Here is a 25,232-nt window from a genome sequence, read left to right as displayed (position 1 = left end):
GAGCGGCTGCCGAATCTGTCACAATTCGGCCCTATTCGAGGTGCGATAGCGCTTTCATGGCCATCAGCATTTCGGCTGGTGTCCTGAACGTTTTCGACTAGGGCATTTCCCACCACCAATCGGGGTTTTCTCAAGCCGCATGCCTGCCGAGATCCGCACGGCCCGCGCGTCTGACGTCGATGATCTCGCCGCCATCGAGAAAGCTGTTTTCCAAAGCGACCGCATTTCCCGTCGCTCCTTCCGCCTGTTCATCGAGCGCGAAACCGCCGAGACGCTGGTCGCGGAAATCGATGGCCGCGTGGCCGGCTATGCGATCGTGCTGTTTCGCAAGGGCAGCGGCGTGGCGCGTCTCTACTCGATCGCCACCGGTCCGTTCTTCGGTGGGCTGGGTGTTGGCCGCATGCTGCTCGAATCCGCTGAGGATGCCGCCTTCGAGCATGGCCGCATGATGCTGCGTCTCGAGGTGCGAGAGGACAACGGCCGAGCCATCCACATCTACGAGCACGCCGGCTATCGCAAGATCGGCCGCGAGCCAGGCTACTATGAGGATGGTGAGGCGGCGCTTCGCTATGAAAAGACCTTGCGCGGCGACATTCCGATCGCCACAAAGGTGCCGTTCTACCAGCAGACCTGCGAATTCACCTGCGGTCCATGCTGCCTGATGATGGCCATGGCCAATTTCGATCGCGGCTTCGTGCCGGATCCGGTCATGGAAATCCGACTGTGGCGCGAGGCGACGACCGTCTTCATGATGTCGGGACCCGGTGGCTGCGAGCCGTTCGGCCTCGCTGTCTCGGGGTACGAAAGCGGGCTTGCGGCGGAGATCTATGTTTCCTTCTACGGCGCGCTGTTCCTGCAGTCGGTGCGCAGCGAGGACAAGCGCCGGGTGATGGAACTGGCCCAGGTCGACTTTCGCCGCCGCGCGGAACTTTACGGCATCCCGGTGAATTACCGTCCGTTCACCATCGACGACATTCGCGCCGCGATCGCGGAGGGAAAACTGGTGCTGGTGCTGATCAGCGGTTTCCTTATGTTTGGCAAGAAGGTGCCGCACTGGGTGCTGGCCATCGGCGATGACGGCGACCACATCCTGATCCACGATCCCTGGGTCGAGGACGAAAGGCAGGAAACCATCCTTGATGCCGCCAACATTCCCGTGCCTTACGGCATCTTCATGAACATGGCGCAGTTCGGCCGCGACGGACTGCGCGCCGCCATCACTCTGGGAAAGCGCGACAGACAATGACCTGGGTCATCCTAACCGGCCGGCAGAGCGATCTCGACCAGGTGGCGACACCGCACAAGATCATCACCAACCGTGATTATCTTGCGCATCCGTCGCTGTTTCGCGGCCAGCAGCCGAAGGTCATCAACCTGTCGAACAACTACGCCTACCAGAGCCGCGGCTATTACGCCTCGCTGCTGGCGGGCTCACGCGGCCACAAGGTCATCCCGACCGTCGAGACGATGATCGACCTGTCGGAACGCAAGCTCTACGAGCACGCATTGCCGGAACTGGAGCTGGCGCTCAACAAATGCCGCAAGGATCTCGGCGGCGCCTTTCCAACCAAGGTCTGCATCTTCTTCGGCATCGGCCCGTCGAAAATCTGGGACCGTTTTGCCAAGCTGTTGTTCGACTGGTTCCGGGCGCCGGCGCTGGAGGTTCACATCAAGGACAGCGCCGAATGGGCCTCGATCCGCAAGATCGGCTTCCATCCGCTGGCGCGGATGACGGAGGAAGAGGAAAAAAGCTTCATCCAGTGCCTGGAGACCTACACCAACCGTGAGTGGCGCGACACCAAGGGCCGCACGCCGGCGCGCTACACCTTCGCCACGCTGGTCGATCCGCATGAGGAATTGCCGCCGTCGGAGATATCGTCGCTGCGCTACTGGGCCAAGATCGCCGAAAAGATGGGTGTCGAAATCGAGCCCATCACCAAGCGGGACCTCGCCAAGCTCGCCAATTACGACGCGCTGTTCATCCGCGAGACCACGTCGATCTCCAATCACACCTATCGTTTCGCTCGCCGCGCCCAGCAGGAAGGCATGCCGGTGATCGACGATCCGCTGTCGATGATCCGCTGCACCAACAAGGTCTATCTCAACGAACTGATGGCCTACAACAAAGTGCCGGTGCCGCCGACGGTGATGATCGCCGGCACCTCGGACCTCGAACTGGCGGCGCAGACACTCGGCTTTCCGCTGGTGTTGAAGATCCCCGATTCGTCGTTCTCGCGCGGCGTCAAGAAATGCGCTGACTTCGAGGAGCTGAAGACGCTTGCTACGGAATGGCTGGAGGATTCCGACCTTCTGATTGCGCAGAAATTCATTCCGACCGAATATGACTGGCGCGTCGGCGTGCTCGGCGGCCAGCCACTGTTTGCCGTCCACTATTTGATGGCCAAGAAGCACTGGCAGATCGTCAATCACAAGGCCAACGGCAAGCCCGACCAGGGCGGCATCAAGACCTTCACGCTGAAGGAAACGCCTGCGCATGTCGTCGAGACGGCTGTGAAGGCGGCGCGCTGCATCGGCGATGGGCTCTATGGCGTCGACCTCAAGGAAACCAAGGACGGCGTCTTCGTTATCGAGGTCAACGACAATCCGAACCTCGACCATGGCTGGGAGGATTCCGGCGAAAAGGACGAGGTCTGGGTGCGGTTGACGCAGTGGTTCCTGGAGAGGCTGGACCGGCCGGGGCGGTAGTCACCGGGGGAAAAGATGCTGTTCATAGTCATCGAGGATTTTACCGGCTGCGATCGCAAGGAGATCTACCGCCGCTTCCGCGACCGTGGTCGCCTGAAGCCGGAGGAGCTTCTCGTGCACCACAGCTGGATCGCGGCGGATATGAGCCGCTGTTTCCTGCTGGTGGAGGCCGATGACGTCACGCTGCTGCAGCGCTGGGTCATCGAATGGGCGGATCTAGTGGAGTTCGAGATCGTTCCGGTGGCGACGAACAAGGACATGGTCGAGGCATTGAGCGGGCACCTCTGAGCGGCCATCACTGGCCGTCACGGCTCTCGACCAGCGCCGGCGATTTGACCGCGCGCACGCATTCCTCGATCAGCCACTGGCGAAACGCCGCCACCACATCGCGTCGTGCGCTGCGCTCCGGGATTGTCAAGCAATAGGGCTGGCGCAGCTCCAGCGCCTGGGCAAGGGGCCTGACAAGCCGCCCGTCTTCCAGCGCCTCGGCGCAATAGATCCCTTGCGCCAGCGCCACGCCAAGGCCGGAAATGGCAAGGTCGAGCGCGGCCCGCGACGAGTTGGCCGACAGGCCGCGCTGGGCTGCGCGGCCGAGCTCGATGCCCGCTGCCTCGAACCAGTTGCGCCAGGACGGAAAGGAGGCACCAGTTGGGCCCCAGTCCGTATGTATCAGCGGCAGGCCGGCGAGGCCTTCGGGCTTTGCCGCATCGGCAAACCCCGGCGCGCAGACGGGATAGACGGCGTCCCTGACAAGGTCTTCGGTGGGGTGATCGCGATAGTGAGGGCCGTAGGATAGCCTGATATCGATCAGCTCGCGGTCGAACGGCACCGGATCGTCGTCGCCTCGGAGCGAAATGTCGACCGCGCCGTGGCTTGCAACAAAGCCGGCCAGGCGTTGGGAAAGCCAGCCCATCGCCATGGATGGCGGCACCGACACCACCAGCCTGGGGCGGAACGCGTCGCCGGCAAGCTCGCGCGAGACGCTGCCGATCTCCTGGAAGGCCATGGTCAGCCGGGGCAGCATCTCCACACCGGCCTCGGTCAGCAGGACGCGGCGGTTGACCCGATGGAACAGCTTGCGTCCCATCTGCTCCTCGATGGTCCGGATCAGCTGGCTGACCGCCGCCGCCGAGATGGAAAGCTCTTCGGCGGCAGCAGCGAAGCTGCCGGAACGCGCCGCTGCCTCGAAGGCCTGGAGCCCCCGCAAGGATGGAAATGCGATCATGACGGCCCCAATAGATAAGCTAGGCTTATCTAAATCGCAGAATTCCTCGTTTTCAGAAAGCTTTTTTGTTGCTTACGATAGGCCTTCGACATTTTCCAGCTTGGATGACGCCAGTGGACCATCGCGACGTAATTGCATCCTTGACACAAGAAGAGCGCAATCGCCTGACCGCCAAGTCGGACGTCTCAGGTCTGGTCCAACTTGCCGCCCATTGGGGTGCGATCATCATCATTGGATCGCTGATCGCCGCCAAGGTGCCGTTCTGGCCGCTGCTGATGCTGCCGCAAGGCATCCTGATCGTCTTCCTGTTCACGCTGCTGCACGAGACGGTTCATCGCACGGCCTTCGAAACGCAGTGGCTGAACGATGCGGTGGCGCGAGTGTGCAGCCTGGCGATTGCACTGCCTGCGGACTGGTTCCGCTACTTCCATTTCGCCCACCACCGGTACACCCAGGATCCGGACAATGATCCGGAGCTGGCTTCCCCCAAACCGGAGACATGGCGGCAATACATCGTCCACGTCTCCGGCATCCCGTTGTGGTGGGGGCAGCTCAAGACGCTCTATGGCAATGCGATTGACCGCGGACGGGAAAGCTACGTTCCGCCAAAGGGCGACGACAAGGTGCGCATCGAGGCGCGCGCCATGATTGCCTTCTATGCCCTGGTCGTTGTGCTGGCCGTCTATTTCCGGCTCACGGTGCTGCTCTATGTCTGGATCCTGCCGGCCTTGCTCGGTCAGCCATTTCTGCGCCTCTATCTACTGGCCGAGCACGGGCGTTGTCCGTTCGTCGCCAATATGCTGGAGAACACCAGGACCACGTTGACCAACTGGCTGGTGCGCAAGCTGGCGTGGAATATGCCGTTCCATGCCGAGCATCATGCCTATCCCGGCGTGCCGTTTCATCAACTGCCGGAGTTTCATGCGCTGGTCGAGAGTCATCTGAAGGTCGTCGAACCGGGCTATGTCAGCTTCCACGGCAAATATATCGAGACATTGCGCTGACGGCGGGCCAACCTCAGCCGGTCTGGCTATGCAACCCGCGCGATTTCAGCAGGCGCTGGATATCGCCTGCCTTTGACGGCACACCGATCAGATAGCCCTGCGCCTCGACACAACCATTGTCGCGCAGCATGTCGAGCTGCATCTCGGTCTCGACACCCTCGGCGGTAACGGTGATGCCGAGTTCGGCGCCCAGCCCGATGATGGTGCGAACGATCGCCGCCGTATCACGATTGTGGATGTCGCGGATGAACGAACGATCGATCTTGATCTTGTCGACGGGAAAACGCCTGAGATAGCCGAGCGAGGAATAGCCGGTGCCGAAATCGTCCAGCGCAATGCGGATGCCCAGCCCGCGCAACTGACGCAGCGTCCTCAGCACGGTCTCGCTTTCGTCCATCAGCACGGTTTCGGTGATTTCCAGTTCCAGCCGGCTGGCGGGCACGCCGGAGAAGGCCAGCGCCGAGATGACGCTACGGGCGAAACCGCCGCTCTTGAGCTGCACGGCCGAGACATTGACCGCGATGCGCAGGCCAGGTGGCCAGCTTGCCGCCGTCGCACAAGCTTTCCTCAGCGCCCACTCGCCAAGCGGCACGATCAGTCCGGTTTCTTCGGCGACCGCAATGAAGTTGTCCGGCGCCACCGTGCCACGCGTCGGTGAATGCCAGCGCATCAAGGCCTCCGCGCCGACGATCTCTCTGGATTCTATGTTCATGATGGGCTGGAAATCGAGATCGAATTCCTGGCGCGGCAGCGCCGTCTCGAGGTCGGCCTCAAGCGCGCGGCGCGCCTGCACCGTGGCGTCCATACCGGGCTCGAAGAAACGGTACAGGTTGCGCCCTTCGCTCTTCGCCCGATAGAGCGCCGTATCGGCATTTTTCAGCAGCGTGTCGGCATCCTTGCCATCGTCGGGGAAAACGGCAATGCCAAGGGTGATGCCGACATGCATCTCCCGGTTTTTGTCGCGAAACGGTTTTGCGATCACCTCGACGATGCGCTTCGCCAGCTTTTCCACTTCGGCCAGGCCTTTGAAATGGAACTGGATGATGACGAATTCGTCGCCACCGAATCGGGCGACGACGTCTGTTTCATTGCGCAGGCAACGTTGCAGCCGGTCGGCCACGCTCTTCAACAGCCAGTCGCCGGCCGGATGTCCCCAGGTGTCGTTGACGGCTTTGAAGCGGTCGAGATCGAGCGAGAAGATTGCCAGCGGTGCCGCCGCCGAGTCTTCCAGCGCATTGTCAAGCCGTTCGCGAAACATCGAGCGGTTGGGCAATCCGGTCAGCGTGTCGTGATGCGCAAGATGGGTCATGCGCTCTTCGACCAGCCTGCTTTCGGTGACGTCGTCGAACGTCGCGACCCAGCCGCCGCCGCTCAGGGGCCGGCTCGCGATCATCAGTGTTCGTCCGTCGGCGAGTTGGCGGGGGGTCGACCGCGTCAAGCCGGCCCGCAGGCGAGCCTCCGTTTTCGCGACCTCGCTATCAATGTCGATCGGTGCATAGATACCCAGGTGCACGAGCCGCTCGAGCAGTTCGCGCAGGCCCATGCCAAGCGGCATGTCCGCCGCGCTGACACCATAGAGTTCCAGAATGCGCTGGTTGCGTACGATCAGCCTGCCGTCGGCATCGTACATCAGCAGGCCTTGCGACATGTTGGCCAGTGCCGCGTCGAAGCGGCGATGCTGCTCCTTGAGGTCCAGTTGGGCGCGGCGCTGTTCGGTGATGTCCTCGTAGATCGAGACCCAGCCGCCCGAAGCCAGCGGGCGATGCGAGATGTTGATGATGCGGCCGTCCGACAGCGTCTCCTCGTAGGTCGAGGGTTTCGCCTGATCGATATAGGGCTTGCGGATGGCGTAGAGTTCGTCGGCGCTTTGCGAGGCGATGCCGATGTCGACGCTGTGCCGCAGTATGTCGAGGAATCGGATACCGGGCCGCATCATCCTGGCGTCGAGGCAGAAGATGTTGATGTAGTTGCCGTTGCAGATGATCATGCGCTCATCGGCGTCGAACATGCACAGACCGTGCGACATGTTCTCGACCGCGGCTGAAAAGCGTTCGTTCTGTTCGCGCAGCTCGTCTTCTATATGGCGCGCCCGATCCATGCCTTCGGCCCCCGGTTCCGGGACGGCCGAACCATCCTTGGCATCAGCGACGGGCATAAGGCGCGCCTGCGGGCTCGTGATCGAACGGGCTACTGTGGTCGCCGCCGGTTAATTTAGCGTTTTTCAGCCGATCGCCTGTGCCGGGACCTGGCGCCGCGACTTCTCGATCGCCGAAAAACGCTTCAGGAACGCATTCTGCGCCCAGGTAACCGAGCGTGGCGTGAAATCGAAGCGATCGGCGTTGAAGCCGCGCGGACGGCCGAAGAATTCGGTCGCCTCGGCGGTCGAAAAACCGGCAAGCAGCGTTGCTTCGAAATAGGCGGCGATCTGGTCGGCGCGTTTGATTTCCTTGCGCAGCGCCACAGCCGGTTCCGGCGGCAGCGAGAAGCGCAGATGGATGGCGCGCTGCAGCCGCAATTCACAGTCCTTGTAGCTGCCGCCCATCACCGATTTGAACGGCGAGATCATGTCGCCGATGACATATTCGGGAGCATCGTGGAGCAGGGCTGCCAGCCGGGCCTCGGCCGGGGCCTCAGGCACCAGGTCGCAGAATAGCGCCTCGACCAGCAGCGAGTGCTGGGCAACCGAAAAGGCGTGCTCGCCGCTGGTCTGGCCGTTCCAGCGGGCGACGCGGGCGAGCCCGTGCGCGATGTCCGATATCTCGATGTCGAGCGGCGAGGGGTCGAGCAGGTCGAGCCGGCGGCCGGACAGCATGCGCTGCCAGGCGCGTGCTGGCGCACCGACGCGATCGGCTGCCATCAGGCCTCCTCCGCGCTGACGGCTTCCTGCGGGAAGCTGAATTTCGCCCAGCCGGGAATGGCCACGGTAACCGGCACGTCTCCCGCCATGATCGGCTGGCCGGCGTCGAGCGCCGCCTTGACCCTGTCGATGCGGGCAATGGCCAGCCCGCTCGTGCCGGCGTTCGAGCCAAGCGAGCCGACCGGCCGTCCATCGACGGTGAGTTCCGTGCCCGCGGCCGGCAGGGGAAGTTCGGCCTGGACGATCAGCACGCGCCGCCTGGCCGTGCCGCGGTGCTGCATGCGCGAGACAACCTCCTGTCCGACATAGCAGCCCTTCTTGAAGCCGACGCCGCCGGTTTCGTCCAGCAGTACGTCATGCGGAAAGGCGTCGCCGAGCGCATAGTCGGCCCCACTTTCGGCAATGCCGCTGGCGATGCGCAAGGCTTGCCATGCGGCAAGGTCGCTCCGCTCGCCTGTTTCGCCATAGGAACGCGTGACGGCGCCGTTTGGAAAGCGCGTATCGGCGGCCGCCGTTGAATCAGATTGTGAGGTGGTTGACTCATCTCCCCATGCGACGGTGACAAGCGCCTGATCCACCTTGGCAATCTCGACCTTGGCGCGCAGCTTGTAGAGCGTCAGCCGGCGTACGAAATCGTCCGAAATTTCGGCACGGCATTCCAGCCGGAATGCATTCTCGCTAGCGCGCGAGACCAGGAAATCGAACAGGATCTTGCCTTGCGGCGAGAGCAGCGCGCCGGGCTTTGCCTGGCCGGGATGCAACACGTCCAGATCGGTGGTCAGGATGTTTTGCAGAAAATGCTCGGCATCGGGGCCCGAGACGGAGATGAGTGCGCGGTCTTTGAGCTGGGCAAAGGGCATTGGCGAAAGCAGCCTGATCTTGCAAAACGGTCGGCCTTTACGTAAGCCGCTGGCACTCCCCCCGCAAGAGAGCATGGCCATGACCTACGACCTCATCCTGACAGGCGGCACGGTGGTCAACCATGACGGCGAAGGGTTTCGCGACATCGGCGTCAAGGACGGGCGCATCGCTGCCATCGGCGATCTCTCACAGGCGTCGGCCGGCGAGACGATCGACTGCCGCGGCCTGCACATCCTGCCCGGGGTCATCGACAGCCAGGTGCATTTCCGTGAGCCCGGGCTTGAGCACAAGGAAGATCTGGAGACCGGTTCGCGGGCGGCGGTGCTGGGCGGTGTCACCGCCGTGTTCGAGATGCCCAACACCAATCCGCTGACCACCAGCGAGGCAGCGCTTGCAGACAAGGTGCGGCGCGGCAACGGCCGCATGCATTGCGATTTCGCCTTCTGGGTCGGCGGCACCCGCGAGAATGCGAAAGACGTCGGCGAACTCGAGCGGCTGTCGGGTGCGGCCGGGATCAAGGTGTTCATGGGTTCGTCCACCGGCGACCTGCTGGTCGAGGACGACGAGGGCGTCGCCTCGATCCTGCGGAATACGCGCCGCCGTGCCGCCTTTCACTCCGAGGACGAATTCCGGTTGCGCGAGCGTCTGGGCGAACGCATCGAGGGCGACCCGTCATCTCACCCGGTCTGGCGTGACGCGATCGCCGCCTTGCGCTGTACCGAGCGGCTGGTGCGCATCGCGCGCAATGTTCGCGCCCGCATCCATGTCCTGCACATCTCGACCGCCGAAGAGATCCTGTTCCTCGAACAGCACAAGGATGTCGCGACCTGCGAGGCGACTCCGCATCACCTGACCCTGTCGGCTGACGATTATGCGCGGCTCGGCACGCTGATCCAGATGAACCCGCCGGTGCGCGACATCAGCCATCGCGACGGCGTCTGGCACGGCATCGCGCAAGGCATTGTCGATGTGCTCGGTTCCGATCACGCACCGCACACGCTGGCCGAGAAGGCCAAGCCCTATCCGGCCTCGCCCTCGGGGATGACCGGCGTGCAGACGCTGGTGCCGATCATGCTCGACCACGTCAATTCCGGCCGGCTGACGCTGCAGCGCTTCGTCGACCTGTCCAGCCACGGCCCGCAGCGCATCTTCGGCATGGCGAGAAAAGGCCGCATCGCCGCCGGCTACGACGCCGACTTCACCATTGTCGACATGAAACGGCAGGAAATCATCACCAACGCCCAGGCGGGTTCGAAAGCCGGCTGGACTCCTTATGATGGCAAGCAAGTCACCGGCTGGCCGGTCGGCACCGTCATCCGTGGCCGCCGCGTCATGTGGGAAGGCGAGATCGTTACGCCGAGCCAGGGCAGGGCAGTGGAGTTTTCCGAGGCATTGCCCAGCTAACTCCCTAACTCCGCTTCTGGGGTGAGGGGAGAGCCGGCGCCGAGGGGCAAAAAGGCTCAGTCGCCGGCGACGAAGAACGTCCATTGCCCGGCCGGCGTGATGCCGACGCGGTAGAAGATGTAGGCGCCGAACTGCTTCATGTCGTCGAAATCGCCGGCGGTGACGATCTTGAACAGTTCGACCCGCTGCTTGGCATCGAGCTTGTCCAATGGCAGCGCGAAGAAGTACGGCCACACATAGAGCTCTTCCGGCGTGCCCGCATCGAGGTGGACATAGCCGGCATTGAGCACCTCTTCCAGGATGGCCAGGATCTCCTGGCCCTCCTTGTCGCCGGACAGCCCCTTGAGGAAGGCGATGGCATCGCCGTCTATATCGGTCAGCGACAATTGCGTCGTGTTGTCGCCCGTGCCGATCAAGGGCCGCAGCCTTTCGATGTCGCCGCTCTCGCAGGCTTCGACGATCAGGGCATGCATGCGCCGCACCGGTTCCGGTAGCTTGCCGAGATCGTAGACGACCTCGGGCACCGGCGTGTCCGGATCGACGCGCGGCCTGGTCACGCCGCCGTCCGCCGGGCTTTCCGGCTCGGCTTCTTTGGGGGCAGCCGGCTGGCTGGTTGGAGGCGGCGTTCCGACCGGATCGGGCATTGGCACGGTGGTTCCCGGCGGCGACATGTCGTCATCCGTAGACGGCTGGACCGGGGAGGGAAGCTCTTCGCGCTTGATCTCGCTTAGCGCATAAGCAGGGCTGCTGACGAGAACCAGGGGAATCGCGGCACAGCAAGCGGCGAAGCAGATGCAAAGGATCAAGCCGCGCGGCTTGCCTGACATCGAAAAACTCACTGCCCGTTTCTCCCTGCTTCCGGGCATGACGCCCGAGCGGCATTCTGTCGTCAAAGAACCGGACGTCGGTTCAGTGCCGCAGCCGTTCAGGTTCGAAGGCGCCAGCAATCACCTTTTCCCGCATGCGGTCGAGCAGGGCAAGGGCCGAGGTCTCGCCATTGGCACGCAACATCTCGCCGAACGCTGTCTCGAGCGCTGCCTCGGCAATGATCTCGGGCTCTATGCCGGCGGAGAGGCCTTCCGCCCAGGCTTCGCTGTGGCTTTCCACGGCGGTCAGGCGTTTCTCTTCCCTGACCAGCGCGTCGATGTCGTTGACACCATGTTCCATATGCGATGTCCACCCTTTCAAGCGGCGATCCGTCGATGTGGATCAGGCTTGATCTGTTCATTGTCACACGCAAGGTCAATTAAGTATTTGTAAATGCGACATTTTTTTGATCGATTTTTACAAATCCCGATTGCCTTGTGCGAAGCTGCGTTCAACTCGGGTCAAACTTAGCCGATTAGGGCGGCCTGCGGGGCGAAAACCTTCAGTTTGAGTTAATTCCGCATTCGCGCAGTAACGTTTCGTTAATACTGTTGCATAAGTGCAACATCAGCATTGCACCAAGATGTCACCCGGCACAAGCCGGAAATATCGACCGCCGCCAGTGATGGTCCGGATATCTGTGGATGGCTGGGCGGTCCCGAGCGCCTAGTTGCCGTAACGCGAGGCGATGTCTCGCGACAGCGTTTCGCCTTCCTTCATATAACGGCTGATGGCTTCGGTCGCCGAAGGGGTGCATTGCGTGTAGGTGCCGCCGAAAGAGCGGTAGCCGCGATTGAAGCTGGCGATGAAGCGGGCGCGCCGCTCGGCATCGGGATTTTCCGAATCGAGCAGCTTTTCCATCTCGACACGCCACTGGTCACCTTTCTCACCGCACAAATTGCGCAGGAAATGCAGCGACCCCAGAACTTCCGCCAGCCGCATCAGCCCGGGCTCGAACGGCAACTCGGCGCTGAGCGCCGGTCGCGTCGAGACGATCGTGCTGACGGCAAGACATACGGTGAGGTACAGGGATGGACGGTTCATAAGCCTTCTCCGCCTAACGGCGTAAGCCTTTGTGGCGAAACAATTTGTCGCCCGCAAGGCGATTTTCAGGGGTGCAGCCCGGCGTTTCCCCCGGGATCCAACAAGTCCTCGGCGACGGCAAACACCGAGCCGGCGAGCGGCAGCGCTCTCATTTCGTTCAGCGTATAAAAGGCAGCCGTTTCGGCATCGTCGCTGGCCACCGCCTCGCCGCCGGCAAAGGCGGCGCCAAAGACTGTGAGGATGTAATCGACCGGATGGCTGTCGTCCCTGCCGTCGATGTGGATTTCCCGAAGCGGGCGGTAGTCGGTGGCCTGCAAGCCGGTTTCTTCCAGAAGTTCGCGCCTTGCCGCGGCCTCCAGCGTCTCGCCAACCTCGACCTTGCCGCCCGGAAAGGCGTAGAGCCCTTGTGATGGCTGCCGCGCCCGTTTGACCAGGAGCACGGTGTCGCCACGCACGACGGCCACCGAGACCGCCGGAAGTGTCTTGCGCGCTTCGTTCATGGATTCCCGATCAGGCTCATTTGAAGGTGGGTCTGTTGTGGACCGCCCAGCATGGGGAAGCTTTAGCGGTTGCGCAACGCCGGTTCCATTGCCACCTTCAAACCGAACTGTTCGAAGGGTACCAACCGATCATGTGCGGACGCTTTGCCTTGACCGCGACACCGGATCGGACAGCCGCACTGCTCGGCTTGGCTGAACTGGAGGAATTTCCAGCGCGCTACAACATCGCGCCGACGCAGCCGATCCTGATGGTGATCGCCGGTCCTCCCAGGGCGCTGGGCTCCAATCTGCCTGACCGACAGCCGATGTTGGTGCGTTGGGGGCTGATCCCGACCTGGGTGAAGGACACGCGCGAGTTTCCGCTGCTGTTCAACGCACGCTCTGAAGGGGCCGCCGAAAAGGCCTCGTTCAAGGCCGCCATGCGCCATCGCCGCGCGCTGGTGCCGGCATCCGGCTTCTATGAGTGGCGGCAAACCGGCGGCAAGAAGGGGCAACCCTATTGGATCCGGCCCAGGCATGGCGGGTTGGTCGCCTTTGCCGGCCTGATCGAGACCTATGCCGAGCCGGGCGGTTCGGAGATGGACACCGGCGCCATCCTGACCGTCAATGCCAACGCCGACATCGCTGATATTCACGACCGCATGCCGGTGGTGATCGATCCCAGGGATTTCGCCCGCTGGCTGGATTGCCGCACGCTCGAGCCGCGCGATGTCGCTGACCTGTTGCGGCCGGCGCAGCCTGATTTCTTCGAGGCGATTCCGGTTTCCGACCGCGTCAACAAGGTCGCCAACACCGGACCGGAGATTCAGGAGAGGGGCGAGATCGGGCCGAAGCCCGAGAAGGTCAGGCGCCGGAAGCCCGGCGCGGACGACAGTCAGATGACTCTGTTTTAGCAGGATACGATATTACGAGGCGCATATCGGCGCCGTCATGCCCGGCGCCTTTTGCGCCGGCCGCGCATCATTTCAGGCAGCGCGAGGCGATACGATCTTCTGCGCCGGCTTTTTCTTCTTCGCGGTGTGGAGAAGGGCGGCGACGATCGCGGCCGGGCCGATTGCGCGGTAGTGGTTGGCCAGCGCCGGTTGCTTGGCGCGGTTGGATTCCTGCTTGGTTCGGGGCATGTCTCTCTTCCCTGGTAACATTTTCGTGTCTGCGTTTGATGGCCGATTCTGACCAAATCGTGACGCCCGCTGATCTAGCCGGCGAATGTTTCATGACTGTGCTGACATGTTTAATAAAATGTTTCAGTGCATCAATACCTGTGATCCAGCGACGTTTTTGTCGAAACTAGCGACTTGACGGCAACACTGGCCAAGGCGATAAAGCCGCCCATGAAAACGTTTTTCGCCATTTGTGGCATTTGCATTATTGGCTAGCCTCGCGCTGGACCGGACGTTTTCGCCTCATCTTTCCCCAGATTGGACAAACGCCCCGGCCAGCAGGCTGGAATCCGGTTTGCGCTTGATGCGTCCGGCTCCAGCCAAAGCATGATCCCGAAAAGTGGGAACCGGTTTTCGGACCAGATCATGCTCAAAAGAAGTAACGAACCGGGAAGGCACGAATGTCTGACGCATCGCAGGGCTTGCGCCTCTACAACACGTTGACGCGGACGAAAGTGGATTTCGTCCCGATCGATCCGCTGAACGTGCGCATGTATGTCTGCGGTCCGACGGTCTACGACTTTGCCCATATCGGCAATGCCAGGCCGGTGATCGTCTTCGATGTGCTGTTCCGCTTGTTGCGCCACCTCTACGGCGAGACGCACGTCACCTATGTGCGCAACATCACCGACGTCGACGACAAGATCAACGCCCGTGCTTTGCGGGATTTCGGCGGCGAGATCGCTTCCGGCGCGCTTTCGCTCAACGAGGCGATCCGGCGGGTCACCGAAAAGACCGCCGATCAGTTCCACAAGGATGTAGCTGTTCTCGGCTGCCTGGAGCCGACGGTCGAGCCGCGCGCGACGGAATTCGTCGAGCCCCGCACCGATGGCAAGGCCGACATGATCACCTTGATTCAAAGCCTTATCGCACGCGGCCATGCCTATGTCGCGGCGGGTGAAGTGTTGTTCGACACGGCGTCGATGCCGGACTACGGACAATTGTCGAAGCGCAATCTCGACGAGCAGCAGGCCGGCGCCCGCATCGCCGTCGACGCGCACAAGAAAAACCCGCAAGATTTCGTCCTGTGGAAACTGTCGTCACCGGAGGAGCCGGGCTGGAATTCGCCCTGGGGCAGGGGCCGGCCGGGCTGGCACATCGAATGCTCGGCGATGTCGGCTGCCTATCTGGGCAAGGTCTTCGATATCCATGGCGGCGGACTCGACCTGATCTTCCCGCACCATGAGAACGAGATCGCGCAGTCGCGCTGCGCCCATGGCACCGACGTCATGGCCAACATCTGGATGCACAACGGCTTCCTGCAGGTCGAGGGGCAGAAGATGTCGAAGAGCCTTGGCAATTTCTATTCGATCAACGAACTGCTGGAGACGGAGACCTTTGGCGGCCGTAAATGGCCGGGCGAAGTGCTGCGGTTGGCGATGCTGATGACGCATTATCGCGAACCGATCGACTTTTCCGTGCGCAAGCTGGAGGAGGCCGAGAACACGCTGCGCAAATGGAAGCGGGCGGCGGACCTGGCGCCGGTGGCGGCAGGGCAGTTGCCGGTGGCGGTCATCGATGCGTTGTCGGACGATCTCGCGACCTATGCCGCCTTCCAGGTCCTGACGCAGTTGGCCGGCGAGGCTGCCGACGGCAACGAAGCCGCCGCTGCGCTGAAGGCCTCGCTGCTGTTCCTCGGCTTCGACGTCGCGTCGGCGAAAGTCGATGAAGACCATATCGCCAAGGCCATCGCCATGCGTCTCGCATTCATCGCGGCGAAGAACTGGGCCGAGGCCGACCGCATCCGCGACGAGTTGCTGGCACAAGGTGTACAGTTGAAGGACGGCAAGGACCCCGTCACTGGCGAACGCATCACCACCTGGGAGGTAAAAAGATGATCGACCATCTCGGCATCACCGTTGCCGATTTCGATGCTTCGAAGGCTTTCTACGACAAGGCGATGGCGCCGCTGGGTGCCTCGCTATTGTATATGGTGCCGCTCGAATACACCGGCGGCGCCAAGGTCGGTGGCTATGGCCGCGACCGGCCGGTGTTCTGGCTGAGTTCCGGCAAGGACAAGCCGAAAGACCATCAGCACGTCGCCTTTACCGCGCGCAGCCGCGCCGAGGTCGATGCCTTCCATGCCGCCGCCCTTGCCGCCGGCGGCAAGGACAATGGCGGGCCAGGCCTGCGCCCGCACTATCACCCCAATTACTACGGCGCCTTCGTCTTCGATCCCGACGGCAACAATGTCGAGGCCGTCTGCCATGCCGCGGAGTGAGCCGCGATGAGCCTCGACAACCGGCCGATCTACACCGGTGGCTGCCAGTGCGGCGCTGTGCGCTTCCGCGTCGAAGGCACGCTTGGCGACGCTTCGATCTGCCATTGCCGCATGTGCCAGAAGGCGTTCGGCTCGTTCTACGCACCGCTCGTGTCGGTGCGCGGCGCCAAGCTCGACTGGACGCGTGGCGAGCCGAAATATTTCCGCTCGTCCAGCCATGTCGATCGTGGCTTTTGCGCCGATTGCGGCACGCCGCTGACCTTCACCGCGCCGGACGGCGTTGGCTTGGCCATTGGTGCATTCGACAATCCGGCGGAGATCGTGCCGCTGATCCAGTGGGGCACCGAGGCAAAACTGCCCTATGTCGACACAATCCCGCAATTGCCGGGCGAGGAGACGATGGCCGACATGTCGTCGGCCCCCTATCTGGCCGATCTCGTCTCCTACCAGCATCCCGACCACGACACCGAACAATGGCCACCGAAGGAAAGATCATGACCGAGACAATACGAACCGGCGGCTGCCAGTGCGGCGCCGTGCGTTTCCGCATTCATGGGGCGCTCGGCCGCCCGTCCATCTGCCATTGCCGCATGTGCCAGAAGCAGTTCGGCTCGTTCTTCGGTGCGCTGGTGACCGTGCCCAAGGATGGCGTTGAATGGACCCATGAGGAGCCGAGCTATTTCCAGTCGTCGGTCAACATCGATCGCGGTTTCTGTGCCCGCTGCGGCACGCCGCTGACCTACCGGCAGCCCGGCGGGCTGGAGGTCGCCATCGGCGCCTTCGACGACCGCTCCGATCTCGCCCCGCAGATCCAGGTCAATTACGCCGCGCGGCTGCCCTGGGTGGAGACCATCTTCGATCAGCCCGTCCATCAGGATCCCGATTTCTACACCAGGCAGGAGCAGATCATCTCCTTCCAGCACCCCGACCACGAAACGGCCGACTGGCCGACCAAAGGTTTGCAGTTATGAGCAGTCGATTGCGTACCCTCTATCCTGAGATCGAGGCATTCGAGTCCGGTATGCTCGATGTCGGCGACGGTCATCAGGTCTATTGGGAACGTTCCGGCACCAGGGGCGCCAAGCCGGCGGTGTTCCTGCATGGCGGGCCGGGCGGCACCATCTCGCCAAAGCACCGGCGGCTGTTCGACCCAAAGCTTTACGACGTCATCCTGTTCGACCAGCGCGGCTGCGGAAAATCGACGCCCAACGCCTCGCTCGAAGCCAACACCACCTGGCATCTCGTCGCCGACATCGAACGCCTGCGCGAAATGGCCGGTTTCGACAAATGGCTGGTGTTCGGCGGCTCCTGGGGCTCGACCCTGGCTCTGGCCTATGCCGAAACGCACCCCGATCGCGTCAGCGAACTGGTGGTGCGCGGCATCTACACGCTGACGCGTGCGGAGCTCGAATGGTATTATCAGTTCGGCGTCTCGGAAATGTTCCCGGACAAATGGGAGCGCTTCCTGGCACCGATCCCCGAGGCCGAGCGCGGCGACATGATGGCCGCCTACCGCAAGCGGCTGGTCGGCACGGACCGCACGGCACAGATCGAGGCGGCGCGCGCCTGGAGCCTTTGGGAAGGCGAAACAATCACGCTCTTGCCGGACCCCGAGACCAGCGGCCCGTTCGGGCAGGATGATTATGCCATCGCCTTTGCCCGCATCGAGAACCATTATTTCGTCCATGCCGGTTGGCTGGAGGAAGGACAGTTGCTGCGTGATGCTTTCAAACTCAGGGACATACCGGGCACCATCGTCCATGGCCGCTACGACATGCCGTGTCCGGCGCACTATGCCTGGGCGCTGCACAAGGCCTGGCCGAAGGCGGATTTCCACCTGATCGAAGGTGCCGGTCATGCCTATTCGGAACCGGGTATCCTGGACCAGCTGATCCGGGCGACAGACAGGTTTGTGGGGAAATGACCATGACCCGCGAGCGCCTCTATCTCTTCGACACGACACTGCGCGATGGCCAGCAGACGCCGGGCATCGACTTTTCCGTCGAGGACAAGATTGCCATCGCAAAACTGCTTGATGCGTTCGGCCTCGACTATGTCGAGGGCGGCTATCCCGGCGCCAACCCGACCGACACCGCCTTCTTCCAGCAGAAGCGCACGGCGCGCGCCAAATTCGTCGCCTTCGGCATGACCAAGCGGGCAGGGGTGTCGGCTTCCAACGATCCCGGCCTTGCAGCCCTTGTGCAGTCGAAGTCGGACGCCATCTGCTTCGTCGCCAAGAGCTGGGACTACCACGTCCGCGTGGCGCTTGGTTGCACCAACGAGGAAAACCTCGATGCCATCAAGGCCTCGGTAGAGGCGGCGATCGCCGCCGGCAAGGAGGCATTGGTCGATTGCGAGCATTTCTTCGACGGCTTCAAGGCCAATCCCGACTATGCACTGGCCTGTGCCAGGACAGCCTTTGATGCCGGCGCGCGCTGGGTAGTGCTGTGCGACACCAATGGTGGCACACAGCCGTCGGAAGTCCGCGCCATTGTCGAGAGCGTCATCGCCTCTGGCATTCCCGGCGGCAATCTCGGCATACATGCCCATGACGACACCGGCCAGGCGGTCGCCAATTCGCTGGCCGCGGTCGAGGCCGGCGTGCGCCAGATCCAGGGCACGCTCAACGGCATCGGCGAGCGCTGCGGCAACGCCAATCTGATCTCGATCGTGCCGACCTTGGCGCTAAAGCCGGCCTTCGCGACCCGGTTCGAGACCGGTATTTCGGCCGAAGCCCTGACCGGTGTCTCCAGGCTGTCCCGCGCCTTCGATGAACTCTTGAACCGTGCGCCGGAAGCGCAGGCGCCCTATGTCGGCGCCTCGGCCTTCGCCACCAAGGCCGGCATCCATGCCTCTGCACTGGCCAAGGAGCCGGCGACCTACGAGCACGTTCCTCCGGAAGCGGTCGGCAACCGCCGCCGCGTCATGGTCTCTGACCAGGGCGGCAAGGCCAATTTCCTCGCCGAGCTGAAGCGGCGCGGCATCGACGTGCCGAAGGACGACCACCGGCTCGATGCGCTGATTGCCGTGGTCAAGGAACGCGAGGCCGAGGGCTATGCCTATGAAGGGGCCGATGCCAGTTTCGAGCTGTTGGCGCGCAAGATGCTGCACGGCCTGCCGGAATTCTTCAACGTCACCTCGTTCCGCTGCATGGTCGAGCGTCGCTTCGATGCCAACGGCCAGTTGAAGACGGTGTCAGAGGCGATCGTGAAAGTTCTGGTCGACGGCGAGGAGAAGATGTCGGTGGCTGAGGGACATGGGCCGGTCAACGCACTCGACATCGCACTGCGCAAGGATCTCGGCAAATTCCAGGGCGAGATCGCCGACATGGAGCTTGCCGACTTCAAGGTGCGTATCCTCAATGGCGGCACCGAAGCGATCACCCGCGTGCTGATCGAATCGCATGACGGCACCGGCGCGCGCTGGTGGACGGTCGGTGTTTCCGAAAACATCATCGACGCCTCGTTCCAGGCGCTGATGGATTCCATCGTCTACAAGCTGATGAAGAACCGCGAGATGGCCGGGCTGGTCGCGGCGGAGTAGGGTTGAACCATCAGCGAAAGTCCATTGATCCATCAGAACTTTGCGATGGTCTTGGCAAGGTGGCTGGGCCATAGCGTTGGCCCATGGCCACTGAAGCACTTGTTCTGGACGCAGATGCAAAGGCCCGCCGCGGCTTCCTGCTGGCGTTGGGCGCCTATCTCCTGTGGGGGCTGTTGCCCTTCTACATGAAGGCGGTCGCCCATCTGCCGCTCGCCGAAGTCATCGCCCATCGCATCGTCTGGTCGGTGCCGATTGCCGCCGCCGTTCTGGTCTGGGCCGGCCGCACGGCGGATTTCAAGGCGGCACTTCGCTCACCACGCACCATCGCCATGGCCGCGCTGACGGCGGCGCTGATCTCGGTCAACTGGGGCATCTATGTCTGGGCGATCGCCGTCGACCGCACCGTCGAAACCGCGCTTGGCTATTACATCAATCCACTGGTCAGCGTCGTCGTCGGCGCGCTGTTGCTGGGTGAGCGTCTCGACCGGCTGCAGATTGCGGCGGTGGTGCTGGCGGCGGTCGCCGTCGCGGTGCTGACCATCGAAGGCGGCAAGCTGCCCTGGGTGTCGCTGGCGCTGGCGTTTTCCTTCGCCGCCTACGGCTTCTTCCGCAAGACGCTGCCGATCGGCCCGAGCCAAGGGTTCCTGCTCGAAGTGCTTTTGCTGTCGGTGCCGGCCCTCGGTTACATCGCCTACCTGATCGGCACCGGGCAGGACCACATCGTGTCCGGTAGTGGCGCCGATACGGCGTTGCTGATCGGCTGTGGTCCGGTCACATCGGTCCCGCTGCTGCTGTTCGCTTTCGGCGCCAAGCTCCTGCGCCTCTCGACCATCGGCATCATGCAATATATCGCGCCGACCATGGTGTTCCTGATCGCCGTGCTGATCTTCGACGAGCCTTTCGGCATCACCCAGGCCGTTGCCTTTGCGCTGATCTGGGCGGCATTGGCGATCTATTCCTGGTCGATGCTGACGACGGCGCGCAAGGCTTCTGTCAGGTAAGGGATTTCGGATGTACCTGCTGCACATCGCCAACAAGAATTATTCCTCATGGTCGCTGCGGCCATGGCTCCTCATGCACGAGCTGGATATTCCGTTCGAGGAGCGGCTGACGCCGTTTCCGACCGGATCGAGCTGGGACCTCTACCGGCCGTTCTCACCGAGTGGCCGGGTGCCCTGCTTGATCGACGATGGCTGGGCAGTCTGGGATTCGCTCGCCATCGCCGAATATCTGGCCGAGCGCCATCATGGCGTCTGGCCTGTCGAGGCCAAGGCGCGCGCCTGGGCACGCTCGGCCGCCGCCGAAATGCATTCGAGCTTCACCGCGCTGCGCGGCGCATGTCCGATGAATTGCGGCGTGCGGGTAGAACCGTTCCCGATGTCCAATGCGCTGAAGCAGGATCTGTTTCGCCTCGGCGATCTCTGGAATGATGGCCTTGCCCGTTTCGGCGGGCCGTTTCTCGCCGGCGCTCATTTTACCGCCGCCGATGCCTTCTTTGCCCCGGTGGCGTTTCGGGCCCAGTCCTATGGGCTCTCCTTCGAGGGGGCGGCCGCGACCTATCCGGCACAGTTGCTCAGTCTGCCGGCGATGCGGGAATGGTATGCCGCGGGTCTTGCCGAGATATGGCGTGAGCCCGACCATGAAGCGGAAGTCCATGCCGCCGGCACCATCATCGAGGATCTTCGCGCCACAGCGTAAGGACCGCCCGGCCGGCGTTACAACCCCCGGCCAAGCCGCCTGACGAACAAATAGGTGGCTGACGCGATAACCACCGATATTGCCGTCACCACCCAGAAGCCCACCGGCGTGTCGACCAGCGGCAACCCGCCGACATTCATGCCGAACAAGCCCGAGATGATGGTCATCGGCAGCAGCACCGCCGTCATGACGGAGAGAACATAGAGCAGCTGGTTCGACTGCATGGTCAGCTTGGCCATCAGTTCGTCCTGCAAAAGCCTTGTGCGCGCCTGCAACTGCTCGCCGTCATGGTAGAGCGTATGCGCCCGTTGCAAGAGCCTTGCCGCCATGTCGTTGATCGGGTCAGGCAACTCGTTGCAATGCGAATGGTCGAGATGCCGGAACAGATTGGTGATCGTCGCCATCTGCCGATGGATCACCACGAGTTGCCGGCGCGCCTCGACCAGCGCTTGTCGCTCATTGTGCCATGCATCGCGCACGACGCGGTCTTCGATGCCATCGAGCGTGTCACCCAGTTTGCCGAGCTCGGCCGACATGCCGTCGAGCGACTGGCCCGTGACCGCCTCGATCAGTTCCGCCGGCGAGCGGAATTTTCGCGATCCATTCTCCACCGCCTTGCGGACGGCATCGACCGATTCCAGCGGCTGTTTGCGCGCGCCGATCAGCATCGTCTCGTTGAAGGCGAAGCGGAAATGGACGAGCCCGCGCGCCTCCGAAAAGTCGTGTTTCAGATCCGGCAGATCGCCATGGAGCCAGCCATCTTCGAAGTCGATGTGGCAGCCATGGCTGGGGGCGAGGAAGGCGTCGCGCACCGGCCTCGGCAAAGCGTTTTCGGCGGCGATCTCCTGGCGTGCATGCAGGTCGGTGATCTGATAGCTACGCCATGTCCAGCACGCCTGTGCCGGGTCTTTGGTGCGCAGGCCCTCAGTGGTGAAATGGTAGATGAAGAACAGCCCGTGCTCGTCGGGCAGGTAAGGCGACAGGTCGGTGCCTTCCGGGGCGAGAGCGATATCCATGGGTGCGGTGCCAGATGCAGGTTTCGAACATGGCGTCGCATGGCGGCCGCCTGACCCCAATTCCTAGCACGGGCGAACCCGGTTTCGTGTGACGGTTTATTGACAGCCGATCGCAGTCTGTCGGTCACACTCCGTCACTGGCGTCGCGCTGGCCGCGTTCGATTTTGCCGTCATCGTCGGCGCACGAACGGGCCTCGCACCCAACGCAGCGGTGCGGTCAACCGCCAGCTGCTTGATGCGAGAAGCGCGTTGCGTTCTGCCCAGAGAGCGTCCCGGTCGCGGAAGAGCTCATCGCGCTCGAGGCTGAGGTCGTGAACGGCACGAACGGCCGAATCGCGCTCGATCTCGACGTCATGAAGGGCACGGGCGACCGTATCGCGCTCGAGTCCAAGCTCATGATGGGCGCGAACGGCTGCATCGTGCTCGAGCCTGAGATCGTGAAGGACGCCGGCGACCGTATCGCGCTCGAGTCCGACGTCATGAAGGGCGCGAACGACCGCATTGTGCTCGAGCCTGAGGTCGTGCTGGGCGCGAATGGCTGCCCCGTACTCCAAATTCCGCGCTCCAAGCTCCCCGCGTAACTGTTCGGTCTCGGCGGCGACCATCATACCCAACACATCGCAGCTTTCGTCGAACCCCATCCGCACCCGATCCAGTTCAGCGCGCAATTCAGGGCTTTCGCCATCGACCGCCATGGCACGGAAAATGTCATAGGTTTTCCGGATCAGCGGTGTGACATCCGGATGGTTCCGCATGTCTTCGATCGAGGCCCTTTCATGATGCAGGTCCGCGGTCAGGAACTGTTCGATCTCGACATCGGCCTGGCTGGAACGAGCCGGCCAGACGACATCAGTTTGTTTGGCCGCACGGTCCATAAGGCGTCGCCAGTCGATGAGGAAATCTTCGTGGCGCAGGAAATATCGTGGCATGCCTCGCGAATGATACTCCGCATCGAGCACGTGCCTCAGCCACAGCATAAGTGATCTTGGCAGCGGCAGACCATCGCGCCGCCTCAGCGACAACGCGACCTCGAGAGGATTGCGGACCGGCAGAAATGCGACCGCGTCGACCGCCATCTCGGCCAGGATCGACGACAAGAACGGGACAAATCGACAAATCCGCGGGTCCTTGACAAAAAACAAGGGCTCGTCGCCGAATTCATTGTCGAGGATCGCCCTGATTTTGTGGCGATGCCGATCGGCTGCCTGCGATTGCATCCATCGCGGGTCGAGCGCCCGCCAGTCACTCCAGTGGGAATTTGCCGATGCCAGCAGGTCTTCATTGGCGAGATGGAGGCGGGCGCTTTCCCAGAATCCCTTGGGATTGTGGGAATTTGAGGACAGCGGATTTTTCGGACCGGCCGCTCCAAGTGCATTGATCACGCCGCCAAGCGCGGAGGTGCCGCTGCGGTGCATACCCAGGACGAGGATTGCCTTTCTCCTGGGTGGTTTTGGCAGATCACGCTTCGGCACCGTCGGTTGCGGGCTTTCCTGCAGCGGCAGCCGGGCCAGAAGCCATTCGGAAATTCCCACCGGAAGGTCCAGAGTTCCGTTCAATACCGGATTTGCACCAGCCGATCCGGCGCTGAACAGGTGATGATAGTGGATATGGACCAAGCGCGCCGGGTCAGGCACCGCCAGCGCAGCCACGCAATTGAGTGGAAAATTGTGCGTGTCCGGCAAAAGTCGAACGGGGTGGTTTCCGGCGACTGCCGCCAGCGAGAACGCCGCCTGGCTTGTGCCCCAATAGGTGGTGGCCTCTCCGTGCAGAACTCCGGTCCCGGTGCTGATGGTTGGCCCGTCGGTCCACGGTTTCATATCCGCGGCCACCAATTGCCTGAAAATGTCTTCGGTCCGCTGGAAAAGGCCGCATGCCCTCTTTGCCACAAGGAGCCCGCCATCGTAGCTCGCTCGCACCGCCTGACGATGGACCGTTGTCTCCACGATGGGGAGATGCTCATAGTCGACGCCGACAAGGGTGCACAACTGTCTCCAGTAGCTGTCGAATGGATCGCCAGGCCCGGTCGTGCACATGCCCTTCATGTCCACCGGACGCGCGGCAGTCGCACCTGTGCCCAACGAGAAATCGGGTTCGGCGACAAATATCGTATCGCTGTCGAGCTGGATGATGACTGGCGGTCCCGGCCGACGTTCGACGTGAGCGAGCACATGGATGCGATAGGACGTACCGTATTGCGGGTAGCAACTCTCGATCTCGAGCGGCAGATATTCGACGTCCAGCTGCTCGAGTTTGCGCAGCGTCGACAAGGATGGGCGACGGCTGCTCCTTGGCGACACGACCGTTATCGGGCACCGCGAATAGACGCCGGTGAAACACCGTATGCTCTCGCACAGCAACAGGGCTTGTGCTTCGAGAATGCCCGCTTCGGCAATCAGGACAAATTCGACGCTGTTTTCAGCGATGCCGAGCGCCTGGCCGGCCTCCCGCCGCAGTGCCGGCGCGGGCTCCCGTGAAGGTTCGATTTTTGAGGCCGCGATTTTTTGGACAATGATTTGCTGGCCCCGGTACAACTCGCGGTATTGGCCAGCATGCACCGACAGGAACGTATCGATTCCAAGTTTCGGGCGATCGACTTCGTCGGGGAAGAACGTCCACTCATAATCGTCGAAAATGACGATCCCGCCGTCCCGGACCATCTGCCAGGAAAACACGGCATCGGCCTGGACATCGGCGCTGTGATGGCTGCCGTCGATGAAGACGACGTCGAAACTGCGCTCCTCGGCGACCAGGCGAGCCAACGCTTGCGACGAACGGCTTTTGATCTTTTCGACCCGTCCGCCGAATTCAGCGATGTTGAGGTCGAAACGTTGTTCCACATGGGCAAGCTGGTCGGCCCATCTGGCCCGAAGTGTGTGTTCGGGACTTCCACTGAACGTATCGATGCATGTCAGTTGGCACTTGCTCAGATATCGTAGAAAGAAAATCGCGGACCGGCCCTCCCAGGAACCGATTTCCAGGACCTTGAGGGGCTCGTCACGGCGCGCTGCAAGCAGCGCCGCCCAGACGGAGAAGAATGGCGACGTCCAGTCGGTGGAAAGGTACTTGCCTTCAAACCACGTAGAAAAATCAGGGTCCATCATGCTCTCTCGTTACGGACGGGCAGGG

Annotated in this window: 25 protein-coding genes; 14 read left to right on the top strand and 11 right to left on the bottom strand. The window is 62.5% G+C overall.

The annotated features are described in order from the left end of the window. The first annotated feature begins 139 nt into the window (after window positions 1-139). The 3 genes from AC1RZR_RS26970 to AC1RZR_RS26960 are packed head-to-tail and all read left to right on the top strand — an operon-like array spanning window position 140 to window position 2,994. Window positions 140-1,246 (top strand): peptidase C39 family protein, encoded by a 1,107-nt coding sequence (locus AC1RZR_RS26970; protein WP_481826530.1) that lies wholly within the window; start codon window positions 140-142, stop codon window positions 1,244-1,246. Then, window positions 1,243-2,706 (top strand): RimK family ATP-grasp domain-containing protein, encoded by a 1,464-nt coding sequence (locus AC1RZR_RS26965; protein WP_477276143.1) that lies wholly within the window; start codon window positions 1,243-1,245, stop codon window positions 2,704-2,706. Before AC1RZR_RS26970 ends, AC1RZR_RS26965 begins: the two co-directional genes overlap by 4 nt. Window positions 2,707-2,721: 15 nt before the next feature. Then, entirely contained in the window at window positions 2,722-2,994 is a 273-nt protein-coding gene (locus tag AC1RZR_RS26960; protein ID WP_481826529.1) for a DUF3303 domain-containing protein, read from the top strand. Between the two features lie 7 nt (window positions 2,995-3,001). Here the strand turns inward: AC1RZR_RS26960 and AC1RZR_RS26955 are convergent, their stop codons facing one another. Beyond that, the gene (locus tag AC1RZR_RS26955; protein WP_481826528.1) at window positions 3,002-3,931 is read right to left on the bottom strand and encodes a LysR substrate-binding domain-containing protein; all 930 of its coding nucleotides are present in this window, start codon (window positions 3,929-3,931) and stop codon (window positions 3,002-3,004) included. Between the two features lie 113 nt (window positions 3,932-4,044). Here AC1RZR_RS26955 and AC1RZR_RS26950 point away from each other — a divergent pair, with 113 nt between their 5' ends. Next, window positions 4,045-4,935, top strand: a complete 891-nt coding sequence (locus AC1RZR_RS26950) for a fatty acid desaturase family protein (RefSeq protein WP_481826527.1) — start codon at window positions 4,045-4,047, stop codon at window positions 4,933-4,935. 13 nt (window positions 4,936-4,948) lie between these two features. Here the strand turns inward: AC1RZR_RS26950 and AC1RZR_RS26945 are convergent, their stop codons facing one another. The 3 genes from AC1RZR_RS26945 to ygfZ all read right to left on the bottom strand — a co-directional run bounded on the left by AC1RZR_RS26945 (window position 4,949) and on the right by ygfZ (window position 8,652). After that, window positions 4,949-7,090 carry a putative bifunctional diguanylate cyclase/phosphodiesterase gene (locus AC1RZR_RS26945; RefSeq protein WP_481826526.1) on the bottom strand — a complete coding sequence of 714 codons (2,142 nt, stop codon included), beginning with the start codon at window positions 7,088-7,090 and terminating at the stop codon, window positions 4,949-4,951. A 66-nt stretch (window positions 7,091-7,156) separates the two neighbouring features. Continuing rightward, window positions 7,157-7,792: an HD domain-containing protein gene (locus tag AC1RZR_RS26940; protein ID WP_481826525.1), complete on the bottom strand. Its 636-nt coding sequence runs from the start codon at window positions 7,790-7,792 to the stop codon at window positions 7,157-7,159. Continuing rightward, window positions 7,792-8,652, bottom strand: a complete 861-nt coding sequence (gene ygfZ, locus AC1RZR_RS26935) for a CAF17-like 4Fe-4S cluster assembly/insertion protein YgfZ (protein ID WP_481826524.1) — start codon at window positions 8,650-8,652, stop codon at window positions 7,792-7,794. Before ygfZ ends, AC1RZR_RS26940 begins: the two co-directional genes overlap by 1 nt. A gap of 73 nt (window positions 8,653-8,725) precedes the next feature. Here ygfZ and AC1RZR_RS26930 point away from each other — a divergent pair, with 73 nt between their 5' ends. Next, window positions 8,726-10,057, top strand: a complete 1,332-nt coding sequence (locus AC1RZR_RS26930; protein WP_481826523.1) for a dihydroorotase — start codon at window positions 8,726-8,728, stop codon at window positions 10,055-10,057. A 56-nt stretch (window positions 10,058-10,113) separates the two neighbouring features. Here AC1RZR_RS26930 and AC1RZR_RS26925 read toward each other — a convergent pair whose 3' ends face one another. The 4 genes from AC1RZR_RS26925 to AC1RZR_RS26910 form a co-directional block, all read right to left on the bottom strand. Further along, entirely contained in the window at window positions 10,114-10,896 is a 783-nt protein-coding gene (locus AC1RZR_RS26925; RefSeq protein WP_477276157.1) for a hypothetical protein, read from the bottom strand. Between the two features lie 70 nt (window positions 10,897-10,966). Beyond that, the gene (locus tag AC1RZR_RS26920; RefSeq protein WP_008874920.1) at window positions 10,967-11,224 is read right to left on the bottom strand and encodes a hypothetical protein; all 258 of its coding nucleotides are present in this window, start codon (window positions 11,222-11,224) and stop codon (window positions 10,967-10,969) included. Window positions 11,225-11,590: 366 nt separating this feature from the next. Next, window positions 11,591-11,968: a TIGR02301 family protein gene (locus AC1RZR_RS26915; protein WP_481826522.1), complete on the bottom strand. Its 378-nt coding sequence runs from the start codon at window positions 11,966-11,968 to the stop codon at window positions 11,591-11,593. Window positions 11,969-12,033: 65 nt separating this feature from the next. Next, on the bottom strand, window positions 12,034-12,468 hold the full coding sequence (locus tag AC1RZR_RS26910) for an NUDIX hydrolase (RefSeq protein WP_481826521.1): 435 nt from the start codon (window positions 12,466-12,468) through the stop codon (window positions 12,034-12,036). Window positions 12,469-12,599: 131 nt separating this feature from the next. Here AC1RZR_RS26910 and AC1RZR_RS26905 point away from each other — a divergent pair, with 131 nt between their 5' ends. After that, window positions 12,600-13,361: an SOS response-associated peptidase gene (locus AC1RZR_RS26905; RefSeq protein WP_481826520.1), complete on the top strand. Its 762-nt coding sequence runs from the start codon at window positions 12,600-12,602 to the stop codon at window positions 13,359-13,361. A gap of 72 nt (window positions 13,362-13,433) precedes the next feature. Here the strand turns inward: AC1RZR_RS26905 and AC1RZR_RS26900 are convergent, their stop codons facing one another. Further along, the gene (locus AC1RZR_RS26900) at window positions 13,434-13,589 is read right to left on the bottom strand and encodes a hypothetical protein (protein ID WP_111549195.1); all 156 of its coding nucleotides are present in this window, start codon (window positions 13,587-13,589) and stop codon (window positions 13,434-13,436) included. A 440-nt stretch (window positions 13,590-14,029) separates the two neighbouring features. On the opposite strand from AC1RZR_RS26900, the gene cysS reads away from it, so the two are divergent. From cysS to AC1RZR_RS26860, 8 genes are all read left to right on the top strand, one after another. Further along, window positions 14,030-15,466: a cysteine--tRNA ligase gene (gene cysS, locus AC1RZR_RS26895; RefSeq protein ID WP_481826519.1), complete on the top strand. Its 1,437-nt coding sequence runs from the start codon at window positions 14,030-14,032 to the stop codon at window positions 15,464-15,466. After that, window positions 15,463-15,849, top strand: a complete 387-nt coding sequence (locus AC1RZR_RS26890) for a VOC family protein (RefSeq protein ID WP_477276167.1) — start codon at window positions 15,463-15,465, stop codon at window positions 15,847-15,849. Before cysS ends, AC1RZR_RS26890 begins: the two co-directional genes overlap by 4 nt. Before the next feature lie 6 nt (window positions 15,850-15,855). After that, entirely contained in the window at window positions 15,856-16,347 is a 492-nt protein-coding gene (locus tag AC1RZR_RS26885) for a GFA family protein (protein WP_477276169.1), read from the top strand. Further along, window positions 16,344-16,820, top strand: coding sequence for a GFA family protein (locus AC1RZR_RS26880; RefSeq protein ID WP_477276171.1), 477 nt, complete (start codon window positions 16,344-16,346; stop codon window positions 16,818-16,820). The genes AC1RZR_RS26885 and AC1RZR_RS26880 overlap by 4 nt, the downstream gene beginning before the upstream one ends. Then, window positions 16,817-17,773: a prolyl aminopeptidase gene (pip, locus tag AC1RZR_RS26875; RefSeq protein WP_481826518.1), complete on the top strand. Its 957-nt coding sequence runs from the start codon at window positions 16,817-16,819 to the stop codon at window positions 17,771-17,773. Before AC1RZR_RS26880 ends, pip begins: the two co-directional genes overlap by 4 nt. After that, window positions 17,770-19,392, top strand: a complete 1,623-nt coding sequence (gene cimA, locus AC1RZR_RS26870; RefSeq protein WP_481826517.1) for a citramalate synthase — start codon at window positions 17,770-17,772, stop codon at window positions 19,390-19,392. The genes pip and cimA overlap by 4 nt, the downstream gene beginning before the upstream one ends. An 83-nt stretch (window positions 19,393-19,475) precedes the next feature. Continuing rightward, the gene (rarD, locus tag AC1RZR_RS26865) at window positions 19,476-20,393 is read left to right on the top strand and encodes an EamA family transporter RarD (RefSeq protein ID WP_481826516.1); all 918 of its coding nucleotides are present in this window, start codon (window positions 19,476-19,478) and stop codon (window positions 20,391-20,393) included. 10 nt (window positions 20,394-20,403) lie between these two features. Continuing rightward, window positions 20,404-21,090 (top strand): glutathione S-transferase family protein, encoded by a 687-nt coding sequence (locus AC1RZR_RS26860; RefSeq protein ID WP_477276179.1) that lies wholly within the window; start codon window positions 20,404-20,406, stop codon window positions 21,088-21,090. A 17-nt stretch (window positions 21,091-21,107) separates the two neighbouring features. Here the strand turns inward: AC1RZR_RS26860 and AC1RZR_RS26855 are convergent, their stop codons facing one another. Continuing rightward, entirely contained in the window at window positions 21,108-22,106 is a 999-nt protein-coding gene (locus tag AC1RZR_RS26855) for a transporter (protein ID WP_481826515.1), read from the bottom strand. A 170-nt stretch (window positions 22,107-22,276) separates the two neighbouring features. Beyond that, window positions 22,277-25,207, bottom strand: coding sequence for a class I SAM-dependent methyltransferase (locus AC1RZR_RS26850; RefSeq protein ID WP_481826514.1), 2,931 nt, complete (start codon window positions 25,205-25,207; stop codon window positions 22,277-22,279). Window positions 25,208-25,232: the final 25 nt, after the last annotated feature.

Source organism: Mesorhizobium bavaricum, from assembly GCF_056781655.1.
This window is presented reverse-complemented; position numbering and strand designations above follow the sequence as displayed.